This is a genomic window from Amycolatopsis sp. NPDC114478 (assembly GCF_055633805.1).
Window position 1 is genome coordinate 797,726 of the sequence record NZ_JBVKDO010000001.1, and the last position, 24,769, is coordinate 822,494.

Genomic DNA, 24,769 nt, shown 5'->3' on the forward strand with positions numbered 1-24,769 from the left:
CGTGTGCACACGCCGTACGTCCTGACATGCGGATGGCCCGCACGCGAGCCGCGTGCGGGCCATCCGGCGGGCCTCCTTAAGACCGGCTCAGCCGAGCCGGATCACGCCGTAGTCGAAGCCTTTCCGCCGGTAGACCACGCTGGGCCGGCCCGCTTCGGAGTCGTTGAAGAGGTAGAAGTCGTGGCCGACCAGCTCCATCTCGTAGAGAGCCTGGTCCACCGTCATCGGTTCCGCGGTGTGCTGCTTTTCGCGAACGACGCGACCGGGCTGGTGACCCAGGTCGTCGTCGGCCCAGCTCTGCTGCTGGGGCAGGTGGATCTCGCCGGCACTCGCGAAGCCGTTCGCCTGCGGTTCCGGTGCTTCGAGCACCGCGGTTCCCGCGACAGGACTGGCTGCGGCCGGGGATGCGCCACCCGGCAGTGCCGAGGTCGCTTCGGCGACCGATTCCGGGCGGCTGCGGCCGTAGTGCACGCGCCGCCGGTCGTGTGTCCTCCGCAGCCGGTTTTCCAGCTTGGTGACTGCGGAATCGAGCGCTGCGTAGAAGTCGGCGGCACACGCTTCAGCGCGTACGGCCGGGCCCCGCCCCTTTCCGGTGATTTCGACGCGCTGGCAGCTCTTGGCCTGGCGTCGGTTGGGTTCGTGGAACAGCTCCACGTCGTACCGGATGACTTTCCTGTCATAGCGCTCGAGCCGGGCCAGCTTTTCGCTGACAAGCGCCCGATAGTGGTCGGGCACCTCCACGTTGCGGCCCTTGACGACGATATCCATACACGACCTCCCTCGCTTCGATGACTGCGAGCTGTTGAGTTCACACACGGCGCCGGTGTAGCGGGGACGGAAGCCCGGATCGCGGGCTGAGAAGGAACTCGGGAGCGGATCACGACGTCTCGTGCCGGGAGCCCGAGCGCGGACTCAGCGCACCTCCGGCGCCAGGGACATGGGCTCGTCACCTCCCTGCCTGCGGGGATTGCTGATTGCGGAGCACGTTAGCTTCCTCACGCCGGTTGCAACAGCCCCCGAGCCGGGGGATGTCGAGGAATGAGACTCCGTCACCCCGCGCAGTGAGCGGAGGGTGAACACCAGAAAACACCCGCTGGTCGGACGCGCCGCGATTTTCGTGCTTTCACACGGACGGCGCAGCGCTGCCGGCTGGTGGACGCCGAGGGTGACGACCAGGTTTCCGGCAGCCGCCACTCCGGTGGAGTGGTGCGGCGGCCAGGTGGTCTTGATCGACACCCTCATGCCGGGACAACGGGCGGGGAGCGGGGTGCGTTCCCGGCCGAAGTCACTCGTGTAGGTGACGGGCGGGTTCACCCGGGTGCGGGTGAGGGGGCCGGTTGGCGGGTATGCGGTGATCATGTACGGGTCCGGGGTTCGGGGAGACGCAGGTGGGCGCGGGCCGCCGGGTTCGCGATGGGCGGGTTCGTGGCGGAGCGTGCGCTGTTGGCCACGGAGGGGCAGCAACCGGACCGCTGCGGCGCAGGCTGCGGGCTCACGATGGACGGGCCCGAGCATGCGTGGCAAATCCCGCCGACTATGGCCCCCACCTAGCGCGAGCCGGCGGGAGCACGATGACCAGGCCGGCACCGCGAAACCTCGCAGCCGCGGCAGTCCCCACCCCACGTTGAAATTCACCCGGCCGAGAGCAGCGTCAAAACCGCCGCCACCTCCACTCCCTCCCCCGCCAAGGCCCGCACGCAAGCCGCGGCGGTGGCTCCCGTCGTGATCACGTCGTCCAGCACCACCACCGGCATCCCCGGCGGCGGCCGCCCCGCTTCCCGGAACCGCAGCCGCCCCGCCAAGTTCGCCACCCGCGCCGCGCGATCCAGGCCTACCGCGTCCCGCGCGCCGCCCGCCAGCTCCAGTGCCGGGGCCACCGCGACCTCGAACCCCCAGCCCGCCAGGACCCGCGCGGCCGCGGCCGCCAGCAGCTCCACGTGCGGACCCCCGCGCACCCGCGCGGCCGACCGGCGGCTCGGGGCCGGCACCAAGCACACCGCGGAACCCGGAAGGGGCAGCACCACCAACGCCCGGGCCAGCGCCAGCCCCAGCGGACCGGCCAGATCCCGCCGCCCGCGTTCCTTGAACGCGATCAGCAACCGGCGCCCCACGCCGCGGTACCGGGACAGCGCGAACACCCGCGCCAGCCCCGCCACCCGCACCCGCACGACCTCGGACACCGCACCCCACACCGCCGCGCACCGGGCGCAACACGGCGCCCCACGGGCCCCGCAGCCGGCGCACCGGGCGGGGATCAGCAAATCGAGCAGCACCACACGGACAGTGTCCCAGCCACCACCGACAGTTTCCGGAACCTAGCCCGGGTAGAAGGGATCGGCGTCCTTCATTGAGTGGTTCTGCGGCCGCCACACCTCGCCCAGCACCGACGCCGTCCACAGGCCGCTCTGGTCCGCCACCACGATCGGGCGGCTCGGCGCCGCCGTCACGCCGTGGACCTGCGGCGTCAGGTTGGAGCTGTTGAACGCGTCCATCCGCTGGCCGTCCACCGTCACGCGGACCACCGGCTGGGACATCGACTTCGTCGCCGCCACCAGGGTGTCCTGGGCCAGCCAGTCCACGTCGACGACTTCCTTGAGGTCGTTCGGCTGCAGCAGCCGCGGCTCGCGCAGGGCCACCGAATCGCCGCTGCCGGTCACCGACGCCACCCACAGCTGGCCGTTCACCACCGCCGCCACGCGGGCGCCGTCGCGGGAAAAGCGCAGCTCGGTGATGCCGCCCTGCTGGATCAGGTCCGTCGCGTTGACCGACAGCGCCGTCCACTGGTTGTTCTGGTTGACCACCATCCGGCCGATCGACGTCTGGTCGACCACCGTCCACACCTCGCCGGTGCCGGGCCGCCACGTCGGGCGGCTCAGCGTCGTCCCGCCCAGGCCGACCATGGCCAGGTCGTGCCCGAGGTCGCCGATCCGCAGACGGACCTTGCCGTTGTCGCGCTCGACGACCGCCAGGCTCTTGCCGTCGATCGACTGGGCCGCGCTCACTACGTCGTAGCCCCCGTTGCCCGCCGGGCCGCCGACCGGCTCGCCGGTGTCCAGCGACCGCACCCGGCCGCCGACCGTCATCAGGCCGGGTAGCTCCCGGCGCGGCGACAGCGTCGCGTCGTACGCGGGCAGCTCGTTCGCGCGCCAGTCCGGGTGGTTGGCGACCAGCGGGGCGCCGTCGGCGAGGATCCGGATCCGCGCCGACGTCACGTACTGCAGCGTGAGGACGATCTGCGCGGCGATCAGGTTCCGGATGTCGTCGGCGGCTCCGGACAGGCCGGTCAGCGGCACCACCAGCGTCCCGTCGTCGAGGCTCTTGACGTTCGTGTCGACCTCGATCGGCTCGGCGAGCAGGTTCTTCACCGACCCGGCCAGGCTCGTCGACGGCCCGCTGACCAGCAGGTTCACCACCCGGCTCGGCAGCCCGGACTGCGGCTTCGCGATGACGTAGCGCCGGTCGGGGACGAAGGTGGCCGTCTGCTCCGAGTAGAAGTTCACCGGCACCGCGGTGTAGTTCTCGCTGAAGTCGGACTCGGTCGCGTACAGGTCGGGCGGCGGGTCGGTGATCCGCCACTGGCCGTTCGCCTGCTTGCGCACCTTGATCCGGAGCGCCGCCCCCGGGTTGTACTCCGGGACGAACGCGCTGCTCTGGTCGAGCGTGCCGACGCCGAACCCGCGCACGTTGACGACCAGCGTGTTCGGGTCGGGCTGGGGCGTCGGGTCGTAGACCGTGCCGAAGGTGTTCTGGATGATCGTCAGGCTGCGGTTCGGCCGCCAGGCGGCCCGGCTCTGGTCGTCCAGGTAGGCGCGGGCGGCCGCGTTGTTCTGCCCGGGCTTGAGCGTGGCGCCGATGAAGCCGCGGACCAGCGTCAGCGGGTCGATGTCCTTGTCCGGCTCGGGGACGACGTCACCCGAACCCTGGCCCTGCCGTTCCCCGGAGACGACGACCGGCTGGGACTCCAGCGGGACGTTCGCACACCCCGCCACGAGGACCAGGCACAACAAAGCGAGCAGAACGCGTTTCACTGACCGATTCCCTCACGTTCGGCGAAGATCGCCTCCGGCGCCGGCGTGATCTCGATCAGCCCGAGCGGCACCTCGCCGGCGACGCGGTCGGGCGGCGGCAGCACGAGCGGTGGGTCGCCGACGGGCACGTCCTGGCGGCGCGGCAGCACGAGCCGGAAGCAGGCGCCCTGCCCCAGCTCGCCCCACGCGTCGAGCCCGCCGCCGTGCAGGCGCGCGTCCTCCTGGCTGATCGCCAGGCCGAGCCCGGTGCCGCCGGTGCGCCGGTTGCGCGACGGGTCGGCGCGCCAGAACCGGTTGAACACCAGGTCGGCCTCGCCGGGCCGCAGGCCGACGCCGTGGTCGCGGACGGTCACCGCGACCGCGGTCTCGCTGGCGGCGACGGTGAGCACCACCGGCTTGCCCTCGCTGTGGTCGACGGCGTTGCCGAGGAGGTTGCGCAGGATCCGCTCGACGCGCCGGGCGTCGACCTCGGCGATGACCTCCTCGTCGGGCAGCACGAGCTCCACCGAGCTGCCCGCGTTGCCGGCGATCACCCGCACCTGCTCGACCGCGCGGGTGGCGATCGGGCGGACGTCGATGAACTCCGCGGACAGGTCTTCGACACCGGCGTCGAGCCGGCTGATCTCCAGCAGGTCGCCGAGCAGCGACTCGAACCGGTCGAGCTCGTCCACCAGCAGCTCGGTCGACCGGGCGAGCCCGGCCGGGAACTGCTCGCGGGACGCGTGCAGCACGTCCGCGGCCATCCGGACGGTGGTCAGCGGCGTGCGCAGCTCGTGCGAGACGTCGGAGGTGAACCGGCGCTGCAGCCCGCCGAAGTCCTCGAGCTGGCGGATCTGGCGCTGGATGCTGGCGGCCATCCCGTTGTAGGACACCGCGAGCTTCGCCAGGTCGTCCTCGCCGAGCACGGTGAGGCGCTGGTCGAGGTCGCCGCCGGCGAACTGCTCGGCCGCCGCCGCGGCCTGCCGGACCGGGCGGACCACCTGCCGCGTCACCAGGTTCGTGATGCCGGCCAGCAGGAGCAGCAGCACGAGCCCGCCGACGAGCAGCGTGTTCTGCACGGTCGCGACGGTGTTCTGCTCGGTCGTCAGCGGGAACAGCAGGTAGAGCTGCAGCGGGCTGGCGACGGTGTTGAGCGGCGTGCCGACGATCAGGTACGTCGTGCGGCCGCCGTCGGGGTCGGTGACCGTGTGCTCGAGCCAGCTCATCTCGTTGGCTTCGACGAACTGGCGCAGCCGCGGCGGCACGCTGTCGAACGGCCCGGCGGACGCGGGGTCCTCGCCGGACTGGTCGCGGCCGCCGCTGGCGAGCACCGGGACGAACGTGCCGGCCGCCGAGCCCGCCGCGTCCTGGCTGGTCGGCGTGATCGCGATCTTCTTCAGCGCGTTCTGGAGCCGGTTGCGCAGCGCTTCCGGCGTCTCGCCGCCGAGGCCGACCAGCTCACCGGCGGCGGTGTCCGCGGCCGCGCGGGTCTGCGCGATCGCAGCTTCGCGCTTGGTGTCGAGCAGCCGCTCGGTGATCTGGTTCTGCAGGACCATGCCCAGCACGAACACGACGGCCGAGGACAGCGCGAGCGTCGACACGGTGACACGGAACTGCAGCGAGTGCTTCCACAGCTCGTTGAACGCGACCGCGCGACGGCGCGCGAAAACGACGACACGCCGCATCAGGCGTGCCGTCGTACGCGCGAACGCGGGGAGCCGTCTGCCGGTCGCGAGCGTCATCGACTCATCACGGCGGGCCGGCCTTGTACCCGACACCGCGAACGGTCAACACCACCTCGGGGTGCTCCGGGTCCTTCTCCACCTTGGAGCGCAGCCGCTGGACGTGCACGTTCACCAGCCGGGTGTCGGCCGCGTGGCGGTAGCCCCACACCTGCTCGAGCAGCACCTCGCGGGTGAACACCTGACGCGGCTTGCGGGCCAGCGCCACCAGCAGGTCGAACTCCAGCGGGGTCAGCGGGATGGCCTTGCCCTCGCGCGTGACCTCGTGGCCGGGCACGTCGATGGCCAGGTCGCCGATCGTGAGCGACTCCGCGGGCTCGGCCTCGGTGCGGCGCATCCGGGCGCGGACCCGGGCGACCAGCTCCTTCGGCTTGAACGGCTTCACGACGTAGTCGTCGGCGCCGGACTCCAGGCCGAGCACGATGTCGACGGTGTCGCTCTTGGCGGTGAGCATGACGATCGGCACCCCGGACTCGGCGCGGATCGCCTTGCAGACGTCGATCCCGTTCATCCCGGGCAGCATCAGGTCGAGCAGGACGAGGTCGGGCTTCAGCTCGCGCAGCGCGGGAAGCGCGCGGGAACCGTCGGCGACCACAGCCGTGTCGAACCCCTCCCCGCGGAGCACGATGGTGAGCATCTCCGCGAGGGCGGGGTCGTCGTCGACCACGAGAACACGTGCCTTCATGTCCACATATTCGCACTAGTTCCGACGCCCGCACGCACGACCCGCGTGTTTGACCACCAGAAAGATCAAGATCGGCACGGGTGCCTGCTCCATCCGGGTGCCCCTGGACGGTCCGTGAAGGCCGGCACGCGGCCTTCACGGACCTGCGCGGACGGGTCAGGGAACCGCCGGGACGGGCACGTCGACGTGGACGTCGCCGGCGTCGACGACCACGGCGTAGGTGCGCACCGGCTCCTTGGCCGGCAGGCAGTCGGGCGCGCCGGTGCGCAGGTCGAACCGCGCGGCGTGCAGCGGGCACTCGACGAAGCAGCCTTCGAGCCAGCCGTCGGCGAGCGAGGCGTCCTGGTGGGTGCAGGTGTCGTCGACGGCGAAGAAGCCGTCCTCGGTGTGGAACACCGCGATCGGGACCGGGCCGTCGAGGCGGACGGCCTCTCCCACGGGCAGGTCGGCGACGGCGCACGCTCGGATCATCGAGGCCTCCGGAAATGACTGGCGGGGTGCCGGAACGGTTCGTGAATGTTGCGCAATGCGCGACGCTGCGCTTCCTGCGCAACAATCCGGCTCCGACGGCGGCCACGTCAAGCGATTCGCCCACTCAGCCGATAGGAACGCCGCGAAACGGATACTGTTGCGCTATGCGGAACCAGGACTCGGGCAACGCAACTCAAAGCCAGGTGCAGTCGGTCGACCGGGCGATCAGCGTGCTGGAGCTGCTCGCCCGCAACGGCGAAACCGGCATCACCGAGATCGCGGGCGAGCTGGGCGTCCACAAGTCGACGGCGTCGCGGCTGCTCAGCGTCCTGGAGTCGAGAGGCCTGGTCGAGCAGCTCGGCGAACGCGGGAAGTACGCGATCGGGTTCGGCGTCGTGCGGCTGGCCGGCGCCGCGACCGGCCGCATGGACCTGGCCAAGCTGGGCCGCGCCAGCTGCCAGGCGCTCGCCGAGGAGCTGGGCGAGACGGTGAACATCGCCATCGCCGACGACGGCGTCGCGATCAACATCAGCCAGGCCCGCGGCTCGGCGGCGATCACGACGCAGAACTGGACCGGCCAGCGCACGCCGCTGCACGCGACCTCCAGCGGCAAGATCCTGTTGGCGTACATGGCCGAAACCGAGCGCAAGCGCGTGCTGAAGCGGAAGCTCGAGCAGTACACCCCGCGCACGACGGTCGAGCCGGACGAGCTGATGACCGAGCTGGACCGCGTGCTCGAAGACGGTTTCGCGGCCTGCTACGAAGAACTCGAGCTCGGCATGCACGCGGTCGCCGTGCCGATCCACGGCCCCGGCGGCGACGTCGTCGCGGCGATGAGCGCGTCCGGCCCGTCGTACCGGCTGTCGAAGCAGCGGGTGAAGCAGATCGTGCGCCCGATGACCGAGGCGGCGGACGACCTTTCCGCGCAGCTGGGGTACTTCCGGGACTAGCCGCACGCCCAGGGGTACAGCCGCGCCATCGCCTGGATCGTGTTTCCCATGTGCGCCACCAGTTCCGGCGGTGCCAGCACCTGCGCGTCCGCGCCGAGCCGCAGCAACCCGGCGGCCGCGTGGGGCACGCTTTCCAAGGGCACGCGGGCGCGGCGCCACCCTTCGTCGTCCGCCGGTTCGAGCGTGCGCTTCACCAGCCGGGTGGCCCGCGGGCCCAGGATGTCCGGCAGGGCCTCGATTCCCGCCGGCGACAGCCGCACGACGGCGGTCTCGCCGGCTTCGCCCTCTTCGTAGCTTTCGACGTTCGCACGCCAGAATCCGGCCAGGTCGAAGCCGTCGGGCCGGGTGAAGTGCTCGTCGAGCGTCCGCAGTTCTTCGATGTTCCCGACGCGGTAGGTGCGCACGCGCGGCCCGGCGACGAGGTACCAGACGCCGGCCTTGAGCACGAGGCCGAGCGGGTGCAGCCGCCGCGTCACGACACCCGGCGTCGGCGACCAGCGGCGGTAGGCGATCTCGACGACCTGGTCCTGCCACAGCGCTTCGGCGGCCGCGAGCAGCTGCGGCACCGGTTCGGCTTCGCGGTACCAGCCCGGCGGGTCGAGGTGGAAGCGCTGCCGGATGCGCACCGACGCGTCCCGGTACGGCGTCGGGAGCGCCGCCATCAGCTTCAGCTCGGCCGCGGCCACCTGGGCGCCGAGGCCCAGCTCGGCGGCCGGCTGGGGCAGGCCGGTGAGGAACAGCGAGCCGGCCTCCCCCGCGGTCAGCCCGGTCAGCCGGGTCCGGTAGCCGTCCATCAGCTGGTACCCGCCGTCCGGGCCGGTTTCGGCGTAGATCGGCACGCCCGCCGCCGCGAGCGCTTCGACGTCCCGGTACACGGTCCGCGCGGTCACGCCCAGTTCGGCCGCCAGCTTCGACGCGCTCATCCGGCCGCGGTTCTGCAGCAGCAGAAGCAGGGACACCAGCCGGCTCGCGCGCACAACGGGAAGTCTGCCAGCGACCACTGACAAAAGGTGTCAGTGGTCGCGCCCCAGGATCGTCGGCATGAACGACTTCGACTTCTTGATCGGCTCCTGGACCGTGACCAACCGGCGGCTCGCCAAGCCGCTCGCCGGCAGCGACGACTGGGACGTCTTCCCCGGCACGTCGACCTGCTGGTCACTCTTCGAGGGCGGCGGCAACCTGGACGAGATCGCCTTTCCGACCCTCGGCAGCCGCGGCTGCACGCTCCGCATCTTCGACGTCGAGCGCGAGGAATGGTCGCTGTACTGGGCCAACAGCCGGACCGGGGTGCTCCAGCCGCCGGTCGTCGGCGCCTTCGCCGGCGGCCGCGGCGACTTCTACGGCGACGACACCCACGAAGGCGCGCCGATCAAGGTGCACTACGCGTGGACCGGCGTCGAGACGGCGGCACCGCGCTGGGAGCAGGAGTTCTCCGCCGACGGCGGCAAGACGTGGGAAGCCAACTGGGTCATGGAGTTCGCCCGCGCCTGAGCGGGCACCTCTTCGGGCGCTTGACACTGCGTCTCGCATCACGCACGTTGTTGCCGAAGACGCAACTTCGTCGCCCGGAGGGAACGCATGGCAGGACGGCCCCGGGTGGTCGTCGTCGGCGCCGGCCTGCTCGGCTGCGCGCTGGCCGACGAGCTGACCGAGCGCGGCTGGACCGACGTCACCGTGCTCGGCAGCGGCGAGGCGGACGACCAGCCGGGGCTGGTGTTCCGGACGGATGCCGACCGCACGCTGACGGAGTTCGCGAAGTACACCGTCGAGAAGTACGCCGGCCTCGACGGCCAGTGGTGCTTCAACCCGGTGGGCAGCCTGGAGCTCGCGATCACCCCGGAAACCCTCGCGGAACTGAAGCGGCACCACGGCTGGGCGACGTCGTGGGGCGTGCGCGCTTACCTGCGCACGCCCCACGAATGCGCCGACCTGCACCCGCTCCTCGACGAAACCCGGGTGCTGGGCGGGCTGCACGTCCCCGGCGACGGCCTGCTGCACGCGCGGCGCGCGGCGGAAGCGCAGGCCCGGCGAGCGAAAGCCCGGGGCGCCCGGTTCGCCACCGAGGACGTCGTGGCGGTCGACCGGTCCGGCGGGCGGGTGACCGGCGTCGTCACCGCGGCCGGGCGGTACCGCGCCGACGTCGTCGTGTCGTGCGCGGGCGGCCTCGCCGACTTGAGCGTGCCGCGGGTGCCGCGGACGCACGAGTACTCGGTCACGGCACCGCTGCCGGAACTGGCCGGGGACAACGACGAACACGCGCAGGCGGGCAAGCCCGTGCTGCGCCACCTCGACTCCGGGATGTACGTCCGCGAGCACGTCGACCGGCTCGGCGTCGGCGTGACCGCGGCGGCCGAGCTGCTTCCCGCCCTCCGCGGCGCCGGCTTCGAAACCACGACGACGGTGGTGCTCCCCGGCACCCCGGACGGCCGGCCGCTGCTCGGCGAGCACCCGGACCTCGACGGCTTCTGGGTGGCCGTGGAGGTCCGGCCCGAACACTCCGCGGGGGTCGCGCGCGAACTGGCGCGCTGGCTCGTCGACGGGCAGCCGTCGCTCGCCCTGCACGGCTGCGACCTCGCCCGGTTCGCGCCGTCGGCCCGGGTCACCGCGGAGCCGATCCGGGCGAGCCCCTTCCACGAGCGGCAGTTCGCGCTGGGCGCGCAGTTCGGCTCGGCGGACGGCTGGGCGCGGCCGGAGCACTACCAACCCGACGTCGGTGCGGAGGCGCGCGCGGCTCGCGAGCGCGTCGCGATGTTCGACCTGACGTCCGTGCCGCGGCTGGCCGTCACCGGACCCGGCGCGCTGCCGTTCCTGCGGGCCATGACGACCGGCGATCCGGCCGAGCCGGGCACGGTGGTGTCCACTTTGCTGCTCGGCGAAGACGGTGGTGTGCGGGGACAGCTGACCGTGGCCCGGCTGGGTCCCGAACGGTTCCACGTCGGCGCGGGTGGGCGTCTCGACTTCGCCTGGCTGCGACGGCACCTGCCCGGCGACGGCACCGTGCAGCTCCACGAGACCACGCCCGGCACGTGCTGCGTCGGCGTGTGGGGACCGGCTTCCGGCACCACCCTGCCCGAACTGTCCACAACGGACTTCTCGGCCGAGGAGACATACGTCGGCGATGTCCCCGTCGTCGCGTTGAGACTGTCCACTGTGGGGGAACCCGGCTGGGAGCTGCACACGACGGCGGACCTGGGCCGGCACCTGTGGGACACCCTGCGCGAGCGGGACATCGCCGTCGCGGGTTATCAGGCGTTGACCAGCCTGCGGCTGGAGGCCGGCGCGCCGGTCGCCGGCGTCGACTTCACCGCCGAGCACGACCCCTACGAGGCCGGGCTCGGGGCCGCCGTCCGGATGGACAAGGGCTACTTCGTCGGCCGCGACGCGCTGGCGGGACGGTCCGCGGCGACCGTGAGCCGGCGGCTGACGCGTCTGACGACCGATTCCGCCTTACAAGGTAAGGAACCGGTCTACGTCGAGGGCCGCCCGGCCGGGTACGTCACGAGCGCGGGCTACGGCCACACCACGGGCCGGGCCCTCGCGTTCGCCTGGCTTCCCGTGGAGCACAGCCGTCCCGGGACGCCGGTGGAGGTCGAGCACCTCGGCACGCGCGTGCGCGGGAGGACGCGATGACGCACTACGACGTGATCGTGCTCGGCCTCGGCGGGATGGGCAGCGCGGCGGCCTACCGGCTCGCGCGCCGCGGTCAGCGGGTGCTGGGCATCGACCAGTTCGCACCGGTGCACAACCGCGGGTCGAGCCACGGCGGTTCGCGGATCACGCGCCAGGCGTACCTCGAAGGACCCGAGTACGTGCCGCTCCTGCTGCGCGCGCACGAACTGTGGGCCGGTCTCGAGCGCGACAGCGGACGGCGGCTGTTCACGCGCTGCGGCGGCCTCATGGTCGGCGCCGCGGGTTCGCGGACGATCACCGGCAGCCTCGCGTCGGCGCGCGCGTTCGACATCCCGCACGAACTGCTGGACGCCGGGGAGATCCGGCGCCGGTTCCCCACGATGACCCCGTCCGCCGACGAGGTCGCGTTGTACGAGCCGGGCGCCGGGCTGGTGTCGCCCGAAGGCAGCGTCGCCGCGCACCTGCAGCTCGCCGCGCGGTGCGGCGCAGAGCTGCACCACGAGGAGAAGGTGTTCACGTGGAGCGCGACGGGCGGCGGCGTGCGCGTCGGGACCTCGCACAGCTACTACACCGCGGACATGCTCGTCCTGTGTCCCGGCGCGTGGGCGGGCGAGCTGCTGCACGGATTCGGCGTGGACACCGTACGACGTAAGGTGCAGTTCTGGTTCGCGCCTTCGGGCGGAGCCGAACCGTTCCGGCGGCATCCCGTGTACCTCTGGGAGAGCGACGGCTACACGTTCTACGGCTTCCCGGCGCACAACGCGCCGGCGGACGGTGTGAAGGTCGCGCTCCACACCGGCGGCCAGACGTGCACCGCGGACGGCATCGACCGGACCGTGTCCGCCGACGAGGTCCACGAGATGGCGTCCGTCGTGAAACGCCACCTGCCGACGCTGCCGGGCGCGTTCCTGCGCGCGGCGACCTGCATGTACACCGACACCTCCGACGAGAGCTTCGTCGTGGCGCCGCACCCGGACGAGGAGCGCGTGGTGCTCGCGTGCGGCTTCTCCGGCCACGGCTTCAAGTTCGCCCCGGTGATCGGCGAGATCGTCGCGGACCTGGTGGTCGACGGCGAGACGTCTTACCCGATCGCCCGCTTCGACCCGGCCCGGCTACTGCCCTAGCAGCGTCGTCGCGAGGGCTTCCAAGTCGACACCCGCGACGCCGTCCAAGACGTGCCACGGCGCCAGCCAGCCCGACGCCGCCAGCTCGTCGTACACCGCCGCGCAGCGCCGCTGCAGGCCGTCGTCGGTTTCGAAGGCGTCGCGCTCGCGGTCGGTCTCCGCTGCCGCGCGGCGCTCGGCGCGCTCGGCCGCCACCGCGGGCGCGACCCGAAGCAGCAGGTGCGCGTCCGGGCGCGGCAGCCCGAAGCGGTCGACCTCGAGCTCCCACACCCACTTCACGACTTCGCCGGCCGCGTCCTGCCGCAGCCGCGCGGCGGCGTACGCGGCGTTGGACGCGACATAGCGGTCGAGCAGGACGACGTCGTGCGCGTCCCGCAGCGCGCGGATGTCGTCGGCCGCGCCGCTGCGGTCGAGCGCGTAGAGCACGGCCATGCCGTACACCGAGTCCGCGAGGTCGCCGTGTCCGCGGTGCAGCGCCTCTTTTACGAGGTCGGCGTGCACGCTCTTGCCGTAGCGCGGGAACGCCAGCGACGCGACGCTCGCACCCTTCGCGCGCAGCTGCGCCGTCAGCCCGTCGGCGAGCGTGCGCTTGCCCGCGCCGTCGAGCCCTTCGATGACCACCAGTCGACCCACGGACATCACAGTAACGGTGGTGGACCGGCGGGCTCGGTGGAAGGGGATCGACGCCGAGCCCGCCGGTTCGTCTTCAGGCGGAGATCCGCCGCAGGTGCAGCACGTAGCCGGCACCGCTGACCGCCAGGACGCCGACGAGGATCAGCAGCGGCACCCAGCCGGTGTCGTTCGCGGACGGCGCCGGGCCGCCGTCGCCGCGGGGCATCACCTGCGACGTGGCGTCGTAGCCGCCGGCCTCGCCTTCGCGGGCGTAGACCGAGCCGGGGAGCTTGTCCGCGTAGCGGTGCGAGACCGTGCGCTGGTAGTCGGCGACGTTAACGGTCGTTCGCTCCGACAGCGACGTGAGCCGGCCGTCCCTTACGGCGTACCACGCGTCGACCTGCGGCTCGTGCAGGAGTTGCGCGCCCGCGGGCAGCGTGCGGGCGTAGCCGCCTTCGACGTCGCCAGACGCGATGTTGCCGACCTGCCAGGCACCGTCGTCGCCGCGGACCGACCAGAGCGTCGCGGTCCGGCCGTCCGACGCGCGGACGGGAACGGCAAAGTAGGCGAAGTCACCCGGCGCCGCGCCCGGCGTGCCCGCGACGAAGTCCGGCGAGAGCTCGTAGACGGGGTACGCGTCGGGCGTGATCTCGACCGAGACCGGACCGTGCGCGTCCGGGGCCTGCGCGAAGAACCGCACCAACGTGTCCCGGAGACCGGGCGCGGCAGCCGCGGTGTGCGCGGCCACGGCGTCGGCGCTGCTGATGCCGGCGGCCTGGGCCGCGCCTGACACCGGAGCCGTCATCAGCAGCGCCGCGCCGGTCAGCACGGCGAGCGCCAGCACTCGCCTGCTCATCGGACGATCCCGGTGAGCGTGTGCGTCCAGGTGAACGACGAGTTGTGGGTGTAGTAGCCGTAGGTCGACCAGTTGTAGCGCTTGGCCGGCCCCGGATCACCCCAGAACACCCAGTTCCCGCGGGTGTCGTAGCCGTCGAGGACGTGCGCGTGGCCGCCGCCGGAGCGGTAGCCGACGCGGGTCTCGACCGGCTGGTTCGCGGCGGTTTGCGTCCGGACGTCGGTGTAGGAGATGCGGCGGTCGAGGTAGCGCCCGGGCGAAGCAAAGCCGAGCCCGGCGAAGGCGCGCTGCGGGCCGGCGAGGGTGCTGGGCAGGTTCGCGCAGTCCTGGGTCGTCCCGCCGTGGGCGAGCCGGCAGAACTCCGCCTGGTCGACGGCGACGCCGTGGGCGGCCGCGATGGCGGCGCCGGCGGCGGCCCAGCACCACTGGGTCCGCTGCTGGGCCTGGATGGTGATCTGGGTCCGGTAGGTCGACGGCACTCCGGGCGCGGCTCCGGCGGTGACCGGGGCGACCAGGCACAACATCAGGCTCACGGCCAGTACGGCGTGGACCCGACTCGACTTCACCAGCACGGACGGCCTCCTGCTCGAACGTGGGCGAACCAGCGGTGGTCACAACGGTGAACAACGCGGTCACAAGGAGCAAGAACGCCATCCGGCGGAACGGACCGTTCCGGGGCACAGCCGGAACGCGGAACAGTCACCATAACGAGGCCAACCACCCTGAACGGGGGTCGGCACTGCCACCCTACGCTGCTAACGTGAACGTTCCGCGGTGTTCACGCCCAGCGCACACACTGGTCGGGTGAAGGGACGAGCGGTGGCACAAGACGGGAACCTCCCACTGATCATCGATGGCGCCCGCACGACCCGGGCATCGGTCGCCGAGCTGCCGAAAGAGCTGACCGAGGCACTCCGCACCGGCGAGTTCCACCACGCCCTGAGGCTGGCGATCGCCTACCGCGGCCTGTCGCTCGCGCGGCTGCGCGCGCACCTCGCGCTGCGCGGGGTCCAAATCGGACAGTCCACGCTGAGTTACTGGCAACGCGGGCTGCGCCAGCCCGAGGTGCCGAAGGCGCTGCCGGCGGTCCGGGCCCTGGAATCGGTCCTCCAGCTGCCCGCGGACGCCCTCGTGGTGCTGATCGGGCCGCGACTGGTCCGCCGCGGCCACCAGCCGGCGGCGTCGTTCCACGACCTGCGTTCCGGTGACATGGGGTCGATCGTCGAGGACCTGCTGGCCGAGCTCGGCGCGTACCCGTCGTCGAACCACTACAACGCCGACCTCGAGCTGCTGTCGGTGCACGACACGATCACGTTCGACGCGGAGCACCGCCAGGTCAGCCTGCGCACGCGGCTGGTCACGCGCGCGCGGCGGCACGGGCCGGACCGCTACCTCACGGTGTACAACGGCGATCCGGGCTGCCGCATCGACGACGTCGAGCTGATCACCGACGAGGGCTGCCGGGTGGGGCGGATGCGCCGCAACCCGGACGCGGACACGATGGCGACGGAGCTGCTGTTCGACCGCAAGCTCGCCGAGGGCGACATCCACGTGTTCTGCTTCGAGGTCCGCGACGACTCGGGGTCGGCGTCGCCGGGGTACTACCGGATGCTGCGCGACCGCTGTGCGAGCTACCTGGTCCAGCTGCGGTTCGACCGCAACGCGCTGCCCGCGCGGTGCACGCGCCAAGTGCGAGCGCGCGACGACGCCCTGCCGGTGGTGGCCGAGGAACTGGCGTGCGACATGGGCGGGGTGAGCAGCGCGTTCTTCAGCGACGCCGGCCCGGGTCTGGCCGGCGTCGCCGTGGAGTGGAACTGAGCTAACGCCCGCGGTGCTTGGCGCGCGACTTGGCCTTGGCCAGGGTCCGGCGCCGGGCTGCTTCAGCCGCGGCGCGGCGCTTGCGGGCGGCCTTGTTGACCCCGGTCTGCTCGGCGACGGCTTCCTTCAGCGCGCGCTGGGCAGCCGTGCCGATGCCCGCATCATCCTGGGCTTTCTTCGCGAGTCGCCCGGCGTTGAGACGAGCGGTCGGCCGGCTCGGCGCCGAAGACGTGCCGCGCGGCCCGGACGAGGCCGTCTTCGTGGATCAGCCTGGCGCCACCGGTTTCCCCGGAGGGGACAACGAGCCCGTGCTCGAGGTTACGCGGGCCCGCCGCCGATGCCGAGCTCGTTTCTTTCGGGGTCGCGATAGATGATCTTGCGCACATCGTTGCCGTAGGTCTCGCGATCGGCGGGTTCGATACCGCGCGCGGAGATGGCGCCGATCCGCTCGTCGAGGTCGTCGACGAAGAGGGTGTGGAAAGCATGACCGGCCCGATCCCGCCGCAGTTCGACGACGACCGAGCCGTGCGGGGTGACTTCCCAGAGGGCTTCGGTGTCGCTCACGACGTAGGTGGGCGGGGAGCCGAAGAGGCGTTCGTACCAAGCGAGAGCACCGGCGTAGTCCCGGACGGCGATGCCGGCGAAGAGATCGGTCACAGCACCTCGAATCCGTTGGCCTTGGCGGCATCGGCCTGGCGCTCGTCACGGGTGACGAAGGTGACCGGTTCGCCGCCGGTGAGGTCGGCTGTGGAGTGCATCGCGACCGCGATGTGGATCGCGTCCAGGGTGCGCACCGGGTAGTTCTCGGTGACCAGGCGCCGGGCCGCCGCGAAGATCCGCTGCGGGGCCAGCGGGATCACTCCCAAAATCGTCCGCGAGTCCCGGTCGAACTGGGTCAGGAACTCGCGGGCATCCGGAATCCGCCCGGTTCGTTTGGCCGCGGTGAACGCACTGGCGCACTCCAGCCGGGTCAACTCGCTGGTGAGCACGAGGTGCCCGCCGTCGATCAGGAGCTTTCGAAGCTCGGCGTGGTCGGCCTCATCGGTGAGGTAGGCCCCGACCACGGCGCTCGTGTCGGCGTAGAGGACAGTCACCATTCCCCCCGGGTCCAGTCGAGCGCTTCGCTGACAGCCGTTCCCCAGCCACGCGAGCGTTCTTCCAGCACATCGTGCCCAGGCGCTTCGCCCTCCGGCTCGAAAGTGATCAGCTTGCCTTCCGCCACCAGGCGGTCTCTCCGCTCAAGTGCGGTTTCGGTCTTCGCCACAACGCCCCTCAACGCTTCCGTGACCAGGTCGTTCATGCTGCGCCCTTCGGCTTCGGCCCTCGCCTTGAGCCGGGCGTGCAGCTCGTCGTCGATCCTCGTGATCAACTGCTTCACGCCTCCATGATAACACGTCACCCGATCGTGCTATCACTGTTCAGGACGCAGAACAAAAGGGCCGCCCCGAACACTTTCGGGGCGGCCCTGACCAGCTAAAACGCCGGAAACCTCAGTACCGGTAGTGCTCCGGCTTGAACGGTCCTTCGACGTCCACGTCGATGTACTCGGCCTGCTCCTTGGTCAGCTTCGTCAGCTCACCGCCGAGCGCCTGGAGGTGGATCTTCGCGACCTTCTCGTCCAGCTTCTTGGGCAGCCGGAAGACCTCCTTGTCGTACTCCTCGTGCTTGGTGAACAGCTCGATCTGCGCGATCACCTGGTTGGAGAAGCTGTTCGACATCACGAACGACGGGTGCCCGGTCGCGTTGCCCAGGTTCAGGAGCCGGCCCTCCGACAGCACGATGATCGTGTTGCCGTTCGGGAAGATCCACTCGTCGACCTGGGGCTTGATGTTGATGCGGCGGATGCCCGGGTAGCGGGCGAGCCCCGCCATGTCGAGCTCGTTGTCGAAGTGGCCGATGTTGCCCAGGATCGCCTGGTGCTTCATCTTCGCCATGTGCTCGACCAGCACGACGTCCTTGTTGCCGGTCGTCGTGATGACGATGTCGGCCTCGGGCAGCGCGTTCTCCAGCGTGCGGACCTGGTAGCCGTCCATCGCCGCCTGCAGGGCGCAGATCGGGTCGATCTCGGTGACGATCACGCGCGCGCCCTGGCCGCGCAGGGACTCCGCCGCGCCCTTGCCGACGTCGCCGTAGCCGCAGACCACCGCGACCTTGCCGCCGATCAGGACGTCGGTGCCGCGGTTGATGCCGTCGATCAGGGAGTGGCGGATGCCGTAGCGGTTGTCGAACTTCGACTTCGTCACCGCGTCGTTGACGTTGATCGCCGGGAACAGCAGCTCACCGGCCGCGGCGAGCTGGTAGAGCCGCAGGACGCCGGTCGTCGTCTCCTCGGTGACGCCGCGGATGCCTTCGCCGATCTTCGTCCACTTGCCCGTGTCGGCCGCGACCGAGTCGCGCAGCAGCTCGAGGAACACGCGGAACTCGTCCGAGGTGTTCTCGTCCGGGGTCGGCACGACGCCCGACTTCTCGAACTCGGTGCCCTTGTGCACGAGCATGGTGGCGTCGCCGCCGTCGTCGAGGATCATGTTCGGGCCCTCGCCGTCCCAGGTGAGCATCCGCTCGGTGCACCACCAGTACTCCTCGAGCGACTCGCCCTTCCACGCGAAGACCGGGACGCCCTTGGGCTCCTCGGCCGTGCCGTGCGGGCCGATGACGACCGCGGCCGCCGCGTGGTCCTGCGTCGAGAAGATGTTGCAGGACGCCCAGCGCACCTCGGCACCCAGCGCGACCAGCGTCTCGATCAGGACCGCCGTCTGCACGGTCATGTGCAGCGAGCCGGAGACCCGCGCGCCGCGCAGCGGGTAGACCTCCGCGTATTCGCGCCGCAGCGCCATCAGTCCGGGCATCTCGTGCTCGGCGAGGCGGATCTCCTTGCGGCCGAACTCGGCGGCCTCGAGGTCGGCGACGGCGAACTCGATGCCGTTGCGGGTCTGGTGCCGCTTGGCAACGCTTTCGGGGGTCATAGTGGCGATTCCTCCAAGACTCGATGACGTCCGAACACTACCGTTGTCCGCTCGACCTTCCCTAGGATCGCGTAGGAGGCCTTCACCGTGCCCATGCCCGGCCCGGACACCCGCGTCGTCGAAATCCGCGTCGCCGGGCTGGTCGGCACCAGCGGCGAGACCTTGCTCGACGCGGTTTCCACCGTCGACGTCGCCGGCGACGGGCTGGGCCGCGTGATCCGCCCGGCGGACCGGCTGCGAAGGCCGGCGCCCGGGCCCGTGCTGCCGGCGCTGGGCCGGTCGATCCCGCGGACGCTCGAAGGCTACCTCTGGAGCGGCATGACGTCCGGGGGCGCCGCGAAGGCGACGTGGGCGCTGCTGTTCCCGTTCTCCCTCGCCAACGTCGCCTTCTGGATGCTGCCGCCGGCCGCGCCGGGCCGCCGCCTCCCCCGCGTGCTCGGCGCGGTGTGCCGCGGCCTGCTGCGCGTCGGCGCCCTGCTGCTGACCATGCTGCTGATGGGCCAGCTCGCGACGATCGCGCTCGACCTGTTCGCCGGCCAGTGCCTCGCGCCCGGGTCGGGCTGCCTGCCCGCGGTCCCCGACACCCTCCGCTCGGTGCCCGCGCGGATCGCGGTCGGCCTGCTGCCCCTGCTGGTCGTGATCTTCGTCCTGCACCGGATCTCGAGCGCGACCTGGGCGGTGCACGCCGACGGCGACCTGACCGAAGGTCCGCTGCGGATGCGCGCCGACCCGGAGACGCCGGCGCTGCGCTGCCTGCACACGGTCGCGGCGCTGGTGTCGGTCGCCCTGCTGCTGCTCGGCGGGCCGTTCCGGGTACCGGGGAACGGCTTCGACCTGGTGGTCTGGATCGTGGCACTGGCGCTGGTCGTCGCGACGATCATCGCGGCGGCGATCGGCGTCGACACCGGGCGGTTCGCCCGGCCCGGCGTGATCGGGCTGGCCGTGGTGCTCGTCGTCCTGGCCGCTGTCCGATTGCGGCCCGGCACCGGCCCGCTGCCGGGGACGAACGGCGTCGTCGAAGGGCTCGGCGCGGCCCTGGTCGCCGTCACGGTCCTGTTCGCGCTGTTCCTGCTCCCGGCCGCGCTGCTGGCCCGGCCCGGCTGGCAGCACAAGCCGCGCCGGCTGCGGCCCTGGCTGGGCGGCTGGGCGGCCGCGCCGGTGCTCGCGCTGGCCGGGCTGCTCGGCGGCGGGTTCGGCGCGGGGCTCGCGGAAGCCGTCCGGCGGCTTACCGGGGCGGAGCTCCTGAAGGTCCCGGACACGTACCTGCTGGTCACCGTGCTGTGGGGCGCCGGGCTGGCGCTGGCCGCGGTGCTCGGCGTGCTGGGCTTCGCGGTCGCCGTCCCGCTGCGCCGGCTGCGGCGGGGCGTCCCGGCGATCGTCGAGCTGATGGAGCACGACGAGCGCCAGGAGGCCCAGGCCGCGGCGGCGTGGGCGCGCTCGGCGTGGGAACGGCGGCACCTGCACCACCTGGCGCTGGCGGTCGCGAGCGCGATGTCCGCGGGCGGTGCCGCGCTGCTGGTGCTGCGGTTCGGGTTCGGGCTGGTCCCCGGCTGGTTCGGGCCGCTGTCCGCGATCGGCGTGGTCGCGCTCGGCGCGCTGGCCGCGGGCCTGCTGCGCGTCGTCTACACAGCGGCGCGGACGCCGCAGCGCAGCCGGCACCTCGGCGCGCTGGCCGACCTCGTCTGCTTCTGGCCGCGGGCCGCGCACCCGACCGTCCCGCCGTGCTACGCGCTGAAGGTCGTCCCGGAGCTGGCCGCGCGGGCGCGCGAGCACCTCGCCGAGCCGGGGACGCGGGTGGTGCTCTCCGGCTACAACCTCGGCAGCCTGCTGACGGTCATGGCCGCCGCGCGGCTCGCGGCCGAACTGCCGGAAGCCGACCTCGAACGCGTCGGCGTGCTCACCGCGGGCTCCCCGCTGCAATGGGGCTACCAGCGCGCCTTCCCGGCGCTGCTCCCCCAGGAAGCACTCGAGACGCTCTTCGCCGACCTGGACGGCCGGTGGCGCGCCCTCTGCCGCGGCACCGACATCTTCGGCGGCGGCGTGACGACGTGGCGGCACGAGGTCGCCGACCGGCAGCTCTACGGCGTCGGCTACCAGCCCGAAGGCGGCATCGGGCCGCTGAAGGCGAAGGCCGACGAGAACGGCGTCCTCATCCTCGGCGGCGACCACTGGCTGCCGGACCCGCTGCGCGGCCCGACCGGACGCCACCGCTGGGCACCCGGCGTCCTGAAGCACCAGGACTACGTCGTCGACGCGGAGTGGGACCACGCCGTCGCGATGGCGGCCGGGCTCGGCAAGCCGTCCGGCGGTGAGCAAGGTCTGCTCTTCGGGGACTTCCCCCTGAAACAGTGAAGGCCCCTCGCCGGGGCGAGGGGCCTTCGACCGCGAGCTAGCTCAGCTTCACTCGGAAGCCTTGCGGCGGAACTTCAGCAGCGCGAGCAGGCCGCCGCCGCCGAGGATCAGCAGGGCCGCGATCCAGACGAGCCACATGTTGTCGAAACCGGTGTTGGCCAGGCCACCGCCGGTGCCGGACTCGTTGCCCGCCGGCACGACGGCCGCACCCGTGGTGCTGGTCGGCGCGACCGAGGTGTCCGAGGTCGCCGGGGCGCTCGGCTTCGTGGTCTCGGTCGGCTTGGTGGTCGGCGGCGTCTTGGTCTCGGTCGGCTTCGAGGTCTTGGTGCCGCAGAGGTACCAGTGGTCGATGTCGGCCTGGTGGCCGTTGCGGCTGAACGGCGCGCGCAGGTCGGTCCACGGCGCGGCCTTGTCGAGGCCGCGGGCGCCCGGGGAGTAGTCGTTGAAGCCGTCGTCGCCACCGACGACGACGATGCGCGTGACCGTGACGCCCTCGTGCACCGAGGAGATGGTGAGGCGGTTCTTGACGATCTGAGCTTCGACGTCGCTCTGCTTGAGGTCGGTGCCCTTGGCGCACGGCGTCGCCTGACCCGGCGTCGGGTGCGGGCGGTTGTCGTCGCTGTGGCAGGCCAGCGCGGAGCCGGCGGTGCCGATGAGGGCGGCGGTGGTCAGCGCCATGACGGCGACAGCGCCACGGAAGGTACGTCTGCGCATTCAGAACTCCTGATACCGGCGGGGAGAGAACACTGCGAAATCTGGGGTCGCGAAACCACCGAGCGTGTGAATCACGCTGCTGTAATTCACCCGTCAGTGGTGCGCGAAGGATCGAAAGGTATCGCACGTCACTCACCCCGCTACACCGGGTCCCCTTTTAAGCACGAACAGCAAGATCGTCCGATGTAAAGTGGCACGAAAAAGCCCCGCCGACCTGCGCGAACGCGGATCGACGGGGCTTCACGAACGAGTGAGTTGCTACGCCTCCGGGGCCTTGACGGGCTCGTCGACACCCTTGGCCTGCCGCTTGCCGAGCAGCGAGTGCCGCCGGCTGTAGGCGAAGTAGATCAGCACGCCCACGATCATCCAGGCGACGAACCGCAGCCACGTCAGCACCGTCAGGTTCAGCATCAGCCACAGGCACGCGAGGATCGCCAGGATCGGGATCAGCGGCACCAGCGGCACCTTGAACGCGCGGGGCAGGTCGGGCCGCGTCCGGCGCAGGATCAGTACGCCCGCCGAGACCAGCACGAACGCGAACAGCGTGCCGACGTTCACCATCTCTTCGAGCTTGTCCGCGGGGAAGAAGCCGGCCGCGAGCGCGACCAGGCCGCCGACGATCAGCGTCGCGCGCTTGGGCGTGCCGTGCTCGCCCGTCCTGGCCAGGCCGCGCGGCATCAGGCCGTCGCGCGACATCGCGTAGATGATCCGGACCTGGCCGAGCATCAGCACCATGACGACGGTGGTCAGGCCGGCCAGCGCGCCGAAGGAGATGATGTTGGCCGCCCAGTCGACGCCGTTCGCGGAGAACGCCGTGGCGAGGGTCTTGTGGCTGCCGTCGCCCGCCTTGGTCGCGAGGTCCTTGTACGACGTCATGCCGACGACCACCAGCGAGACCGCGACGTACAGCACGGTGACGATCGCCAGCGAGCCCATGATCCCGCGCGGGACGGCCTTCTGCGGGTTCTTCGTCTCCTCGGCGGTGGTCGCGACGATGTCGAAGCCGATGAACGCGAAGAACACCAGCGAGGCACCGGCCAGCAGGCCGAAGACGCCGAACGAGCTGCTCGCGCCGCCCGCGATCAGCGAGAACAGCGACTGGTCGACGCCGGTCTCGCCCGAGCCGCCGGTCGAGCCCGGCGGGATGTACGGCGAGTAGTTGGCACCCTTGATGTAGAAGATGCCCAGGATGATCACGAAGAGCACGACGGCGACCTTGATGCCGGTGATCACCATCGAGACCCGCGAAGACAGCTTCGTGCCGACGGCCAGCAGCGTCGTCAGGACCGCCACGACGAGCAATGCGCCCCAGTCGACGGTCACGCTGCCGATGTCGAACGTCGTCTTGGTGCCCTTGCCGAAGAGGTAGCCGAGCACCGTCTCGAGGTAGACCGACCAGCCCTTGGACACCGCGGCCGCGCCGACGGCGAGCTCCAGGATCAGGTCCCAGCCGATGATCCACGCCATGAACTCGCCGAAGGTGGCGTAGGAGAACGTGTACGCACTGCCCGCGACCGGCACGGTCGAGGCGAACTCCGCGTAGCACAGCGCCGCGAGCGCGCAGGCGATCGCGGCGAAGACGAACGCCAGCGAGACCGACGGGCCGGCGTAGTCACCGGCCGTGCGCGCGGTGAGCGTGAAGATGCCGGCGCCGATGACGACCGCGACACCGAAGACCGTGAGGTCCCACGCGCTCAGGTTCCGCCGGAGCTTCGTGTCCGGCTCGTCGGTGTCCTTAATGGACTGTTCGATCGATTTAGTGCGCCACAAACCCGTTCCGGGCACCGTTGACCTCCTGTGGCTGGCCTGCATGTATCGCAGTGGGTCACCCTATCGGGTCAGCCGCGTGACGGCTCGTTGAGAAGCTACTTCGCGAGACTGCGGTCGAGGTCCGGCTCGAGGTAGATCAGCTTCGCGACCGGCACCTTCGCGCGCACGCGCGCCTCGGCGTCGTCGATGGCCATGGCCAGCTGGGCGGTGTCGAGGCCGGGCACCATCGCCAGCTTCGCGGCGACGAGCAGCTCGTCCGGGCCGAGGTACTGCGTGCGGATGTGGATGACGCGCTCGACCTTGCCCGCGGCGAGCTCGTCGACGATCGTCGCGAGCACCGGCTCGGTGGCGCCTTCGCCGATGAGCAGGCTCTTCATCTCGACGATGAGGATGATCGCGATGACACCGAGCAGCAGGCCGATGGCGAGGGTGCCGACGCCGTCCCAGACGGGGTCGCCCGTGACGACCGAGAGCCCGACGCCGAGCAACGCGAAGACGAGGCCGAGCAGCGCGCCGGCGTCCTCCAGAAGAACCACGGGGAGCTCGGGCTCCTTGGCCTGCCGGATGAAGCCCCACCAGCTCGCGTCGCCCTTGATCTTCTTCGACTCGCCGATGGCGGTGTAGAAGCTGTAGCCCTCCAAGGCGACCGCGACGAGGAGGATGACCACGGCGACGATCGGCGAGTCGAGCGGCTCCGGGTGGCCGATCTTGTGGATGCCTTCGTAGATCGCGAACGCGGAGCCGAGGGTGAAGAGCATCAGCGCGACGATGAAGGAGTAGAAGTACCGGTCCCGGCCGTAGCCGAAGGGGTGCTCCTGGTCGGCGGCGCGCTTCGACGTCTTCTGGCCGAGCAGCAGCAGGCCCTGGTTCGTGGTGTCGGCCAGGGAGTGCACGGACTCCGCGAGCATCGACGACGACCCGGTGACGAGGAAGCCGACGAACTTCGCGGCCGCGATCCCGGCGTTCGCCCCGAGCGCGGCGATGATCGCCTTGGTTCCGCCTCCAGCTGACACGACCGCTCCCGTGGTTGGTCCTGTATGTCCGGGTGGAGCCTAATGGGGCGCCGCGGCCGCGA

General features: G+C 71.3%; 24 protein-coding genes. 6 read left to right on the forward strand and 18 right to left on the reverse strand.

Annotated features, from left to right (window positions below; genetic code table 11):
* Positions 1-87: 87 nt before the first annotated feature.
* The 6 genes from hpf to ACZ7OH_RS03940 form a co-directional block, all read right to left on the reverse strand.
* The gene (gene hpf, locus ACZ7OH_RS03915; RefSeq protein WP_400894554.1) at positions 88-768 is read right to left on the reverse strand and encodes a ribosome hibernation-promoting factor, HPF/YfiA family; all 681 of its coding nucleotides are present in this window, start codon (positions 766-768) and stop codon (positions 88-90) included.
* An 863-nt stretch (positions 769-1,631) separates the two neighbouring features.
* Positions 1,632-2,273, reverse strand: coding sequence for a ComF family protein (locus ACZ7OH_RS03920; protein WP_470279584.1), 642 nt, complete (start codon positions 2,271-2,273; stop codon positions 1,632-1,634).
* 42 nt (positions 2,274-2,315) lie between these two features.
* A complete protein-coding gene (locus tag ACZ7OH_RS03925; protein WP_470279458.1) occupies positions 2,316-4,028 on the reverse strand; it encodes an LpqB family beta-propeller domain-containing protein in 1,713 nt (570 codons plus the stop codon).
* Complete coding sequence (mtrB, locus tag ACZ7OH_RS03930; protein WP_470279459.1) at positions 4,025-5,749, reverse strand: MtrAB system histidine kinase MtrB; 1,725 nt, start codon at positions 5,747-5,749, stop codon at positions 4,025-4,027. The genes ACZ7OH_RS03925 and mtrB overlap by 4 nt, the downstream gene beginning before the upstream one ends.
* A gap of 7 nt (positions 5,750-5,756) precedes the next feature.
* Complete coding sequence (mtrA, locus tag ACZ7OH_RS03935) at positions 5,757-6,434, reverse strand: MtrAB system response regulator MtrA (protein WP_005150760.1); 678 nt, start codon at positions 6,432-6,434, stop codon at positions 5,757-5,759.
* A gap of 156 nt (positions 6,435-6,590) precedes the next feature.
* Positions 6,591-6,905: a bifunctional 3-phenylpropionate/cinnamic acid dioxygenase ferredoxin subunit gene (locus ACZ7OH_RS03940; RefSeq protein WP_400894562.1), complete on the reverse strand. Its 315-nt coding sequence runs from the start codon at positions 6,903-6,905 to the stop codon at positions 6,591-6,593.
* A 164-nt stretch (positions 6,906-7,069) separates the two neighbouring features.
* Between ACZ7OH_RS03940 and ACZ7OH_RS03945 the strand changes: the two genes are divergently transcribed.
* The gene (locus ACZ7OH_RS03945) at positions 7,070-7,855 is read left to right on the forward strand and encodes an IclR family transcriptional regulator (protein WP_470279460.1); all 786 of its coding nucleotides are present in this window, start codon (positions 7,070-7,072) and stop codon (positions 7,853-7,855) included.
* Here the strand turns inward: ACZ7OH_RS03945 and ACZ7OH_RS03950 are convergent.
* Positions 7,852-8,832 (reverse strand): helix-turn-helix transcriptional regulator, encoded by a 981-nt coding sequence (locus tag ACZ7OH_RS03950; RefSeq protein WP_470279461.1) that lies wholly within the window; start codon positions 8,830-8,832, stop codon positions 7,852-7,854. The two genes, ACZ7OH_RS03945 and ACZ7OH_RS03950, sit on opposite strands and share 4 nt — an antisense overlap.
* Positions 8,833-8,896: 64 nt before the next feature.
* Between ACZ7OH_RS03950 and ACZ7OH_RS03955 the strand changes: the two genes are divergently transcribed.
* The 3 genes from ACZ7OH_RS03955 (at position 8,897) to solA (ending at position 12,609) form a co-directional block, all read left to right on the forward strand.
* Complete coding sequence (locus ACZ7OH_RS03955; protein ID WP_470279462.1) at positions 8,897-9,346, forward strand: hypothetical protein; 450 nt, start codon at positions 8,897-8,899, stop codon at positions 9,344-9,346.
* An 87-nt stretch (positions 9,347-9,433) separates the two neighbouring features.
* Positions 9,434-11,485: an FAD-dependent oxidoreductase gene (locus ACZ7OH_RS03960; RefSeq protein ID WP_470279463.1), complete on the forward strand. Its 2,052-nt coding sequence runs from the start codon at positions 9,434-9,436 to the stop codon at positions 11,483-11,485.
* On the forward strand, positions 11,482-12,609 hold the full coding sequence (gene solA, locus ACZ7OH_RS03965) for an N-methyl-L-tryptophan oxidase (protein WP_470279464.1): 1,128 nt from the start codon (positions 11,482-11,484) through the stop codon (positions 12,607-12,609). The genes ACZ7OH_RS03960 and solA overlap by 4 nt, the downstream gene beginning before the upstream one ends.
* Here the strand turns inward: solA and ACZ7OH_RS03970 are convergent.
* The 3 genes from ACZ7OH_RS03970 to ACZ7OH_RS03980 all read right to left on the reverse strand — a co-directional run bounded on the left by ACZ7OH_RS03970 (position 12,598) and on the right by ACZ7OH_RS03980 (position 14,649).
* Entirely contained in the window at positions 12,598-13,248 is a 651-nt protein-coding gene (locus ACZ7OH_RS03970) for a dTMP kinase (RefSeq protein WP_470279465.1), read from the reverse strand. The two genes, solA and ACZ7OH_RS03970, sit on opposite strands and share 12 nt — an antisense overlap.
* Before the next feature lie 67 nt (positions 13,249-13,315).
* A complete protein-coding gene (locus ACZ7OH_RS03975) occupies positions 13,316-14,077 on the reverse strand; it encodes a hypothetical protein (RefSeq protein WP_470279466.1) in 762 nt (253 codons plus the stop codon).
* Positions 14,074-14,649: a papain-like cysteine protease family protein gene (locus ACZ7OH_RS03980; protein ID WP_470279467.1), complete on the reverse strand. Its 576-nt coding sequence runs from the start codon at positions 14,647-14,649 to the stop codon at positions 14,074-14,076. Before ACZ7OH_RS03980 ends, ACZ7OH_RS03975 begins: the two co-directional genes overlap by 4 nt.
* Before the next feature lie 247 nt (positions 14,650-14,896).
* Between ACZ7OH_RS03980 and ACZ7OH_RS03985 the strand changes: the two genes are divergently transcribed.
* The gene (locus ACZ7OH_RS03985; RefSeq protein ID WP_003085563.1) at positions 14,897-15,895 is read left to right on the forward strand and encodes a hypothetical protein; all 999 of its coding nucleotides are present in this window, start codon (positions 14,897-14,899) and stop codon (positions 15,893-15,895) included.
* Between the two features lies 1 nt (position 15,896).
* Here ACZ7OH_RS03985 and ACZ7OH_RS03990 read toward each other — a convergent pair whose 3' ends face one another.
* The 5 genes from ACZ7OH_RS03990 to ahcY all read right to left on the reverse strand — a co-directional run bounded on the left by ACZ7OH_RS03990 (position 15,897) and on the right by ahcY (position 18,858).
* Positions 15,897-16,049, reverse strand: a complete 153-nt coding sequence (locus ACZ7OH_RS03990) for a DUF2992 family protein (protein ID WP_470279585.1) — start codon at positions 16,047-16,049, stop codon at positions 15,897-15,899.
* A gap of 164 nt (positions 16,050-16,213) precedes the next feature.
* Entirely contained in the window at positions 16,214-16,552 is a 339-nt protein-coding gene (locus tag ACZ7OH_RS03995) for a VOC family protein (protein WP_470279468.1), read from the reverse strand.
* Positions 16,549-16,992 carry a type II toxin-antitoxin system VapC family toxin gene (locus tag ACZ7OH_RS04000; RefSeq protein WP_470279469.1) on the reverse strand — a complete coding sequence of 148 codons (444 nt, stop codon included), beginning with the start codon at positions 16,990-16,992 and terminating at the stop codon, positions 16,549-16,551. Before ACZ7OH_RS04000 ends, ACZ7OH_RS03995 begins: the two co-directional genes overlap by 4 nt.
* A complete protein-coding gene (locus tag ACZ7OH_RS04005; RefSeq protein WP_400894586.1) occupies positions 16,986-17,273 on the reverse strand; it encodes a FitA-like ribbon-helix-helix domain-containing protein in 288 nt (95 codons plus the stop codon). The genes ACZ7OH_RS04000 and ACZ7OH_RS04005 overlap by 7 nt, the downstream gene beginning before the upstream one ends.
* 112 nt (positions 17,274-17,385) lie before the next feature.
* Positions 17,386-18,858, reverse strand: coding sequence for an adenosylhomocysteinase (ahcY, locus tag ACZ7OH_RS04010; protein ID WP_470279470.1), 1,473 nt, complete (start codon positions 18,856-18,858; stop codon positions 17,386-17,388).
* Between the two features lie 93 nt (positions 18,859-18,951).
* Between ahcY and ACZ7OH_RS04015 the strand changes: the two genes are divergently transcribed.
* Positions 18,952-21,210: a hypothetical protein gene (locus ACZ7OH_RS04015; protein WP_470279586.1), complete on the forward strand. Its 2,259-nt coding sequence runs from the start codon at positions 18,952-18,954 to the stop codon at positions 21,208-21,210.
* 48 nt (positions 21,211-21,258) lie between these two features.
* On the opposite strand, the gene ACZ7OH_RS04020 is transcribed toward ACZ7OH_RS04015, so the two are convergent.
* From ACZ7OH_RS04020 to ACZ7OH_RS04030, 3 genes are all read right to left on the reverse strand, one after another.
* Positions 21,259-21,924, reverse strand: coding sequence for an LPXTG cell wall anchor domain-containing protein (locus tag ACZ7OH_RS04020; RefSeq protein ID WP_470279471.1), 666 nt, complete (start codon positions 21,922-21,924; stop codon positions 21,259-21,261).
* A 258-nt stretch (positions 21,925-22,182) separates the two neighbouring features.
* Entirely contained in the window at positions 22,183-23,709 is a 1,527-nt protein-coding gene (locus ACZ7OH_RS04025) for an amino acid permease (RefSeq protein WP_470279472.1), read from the reverse strand.
* An 80-nt stretch (positions 23,710-23,789) separates the two neighbouring features.
* Positions 23,790-24,707: a cation diffusion facilitator family transporter gene (locus ACZ7OH_RS04030; RefSeq protein WP_470279473.1), complete on the reverse strand. Its 918-nt coding sequence runs from the start codon at positions 24,705-24,707 to the stop codon at positions 23,790-23,792.
* Positions 24,708-24,769: the final 62 nt, after the last annotated feature.

Excerpts from the sequence above, each read along its gene's own strand:
- hpf (WP_400894554.1), bottom strand. The coding sequence starts at position 768 with ATGGATATCGTCGTCAAGGGCCGCAACGTGGAGGTGCCCGACCACTAT.
- mtrB (WP_470279459.1), bottom strand. The coding sequence starts at position 5,749 with ATGACGCTCGCGACCGGCAGACGGCTCCCCGCGTTCGCGCGTACGACG.
- mtrA (WP_005150760.1), bottom strand. The coding sequence starts at position 6,434 with ATGAAGGCACGTGTTCTCGTGGTCGACGACGACCCCGCCCTCGCGGAG.
- ACZ7OH_RS03940 (WP_400894562.1), bottom strand. The coding sequence starts at position 6,905 with ATGATCCGAGCGTGCGCCGTCGCCGACCTGCCCGTGGGAGAGGCCGTC.
- ACZ7OH_RS03945 (WP_470279460.1), top strand. The coding sequence starts at position 7,070 with ATGCGGAACCAGGACTCGGGCAACGCAACTCAAAGCCAGGTGCAGTCG.
- ACZ7OH_RS03955 (WP_470279462.1), top strand. The coding sequence starts at position 8,897 with ATGAACGACTTCGACTTCTTGATCGGCTCCTGGACCGTGACCAACCGG.
- ACZ7OH_RS03960 (WP_470279463.1), top strand. The coding sequence starts at position 9,434 with ATGGCAGGACGGCCCCGGGTGGTCGTCGTCGGCGCCGGCCTGCTCGGC.
- solA (WP_470279464.1), top strand. The coding sequence starts at position 11,482 with ATGACGCACTACGACGTGATCGTGCTCGGCCTCGGCGGGATGGGCAGC.
- ACZ7OH_RS03970 (WP_470279465.1), bottom strand. The coding sequence starts at position 13,248 with ATGTCCGTGGGTCGACTGGTGGTCATCGAAGGGCTCGACGGCGCGGGC.
- ACZ7OH_RS03975 (WP_470279466.1), bottom strand. The coding sequence starts at position 14,077 with ATGAGCAGGCGAGTGCTGGCGCTCGCCGTGCTGACCGGCGCGGCGCTG.
- ACZ7OH_RS04000 (WP_470279469.1), bottom strand. The coding sequence starts at position 16,992 with ATGGTGACTGTCCTCTACGCCGACACGAGCGCCGTGGTCGGGGCCTAC.
- ahcY (WP_470279470.1), bottom strand. The coding sequence starts at position 18,858 with ATGACCCCCGAAAGCGTTGCCAAGCGGCACCAGACCCGCAACGGCATC.
- ACZ7OH_RS04015 (WP_470279586.1), top strand. The coding sequence starts at position 18,952 with ATGCCCGGCCCGGACACCCGCGTCGTCGAAATCCGCGTCGCCGGGCTG.
- ACZ7OH_RS04020 (WP_470279471.1), bottom strand. The coding sequence starts at position 21,924 with ATGCGCAGACGTACCTTCCGTGGCGCTGTCGCCGTCATGGCGCTGACC.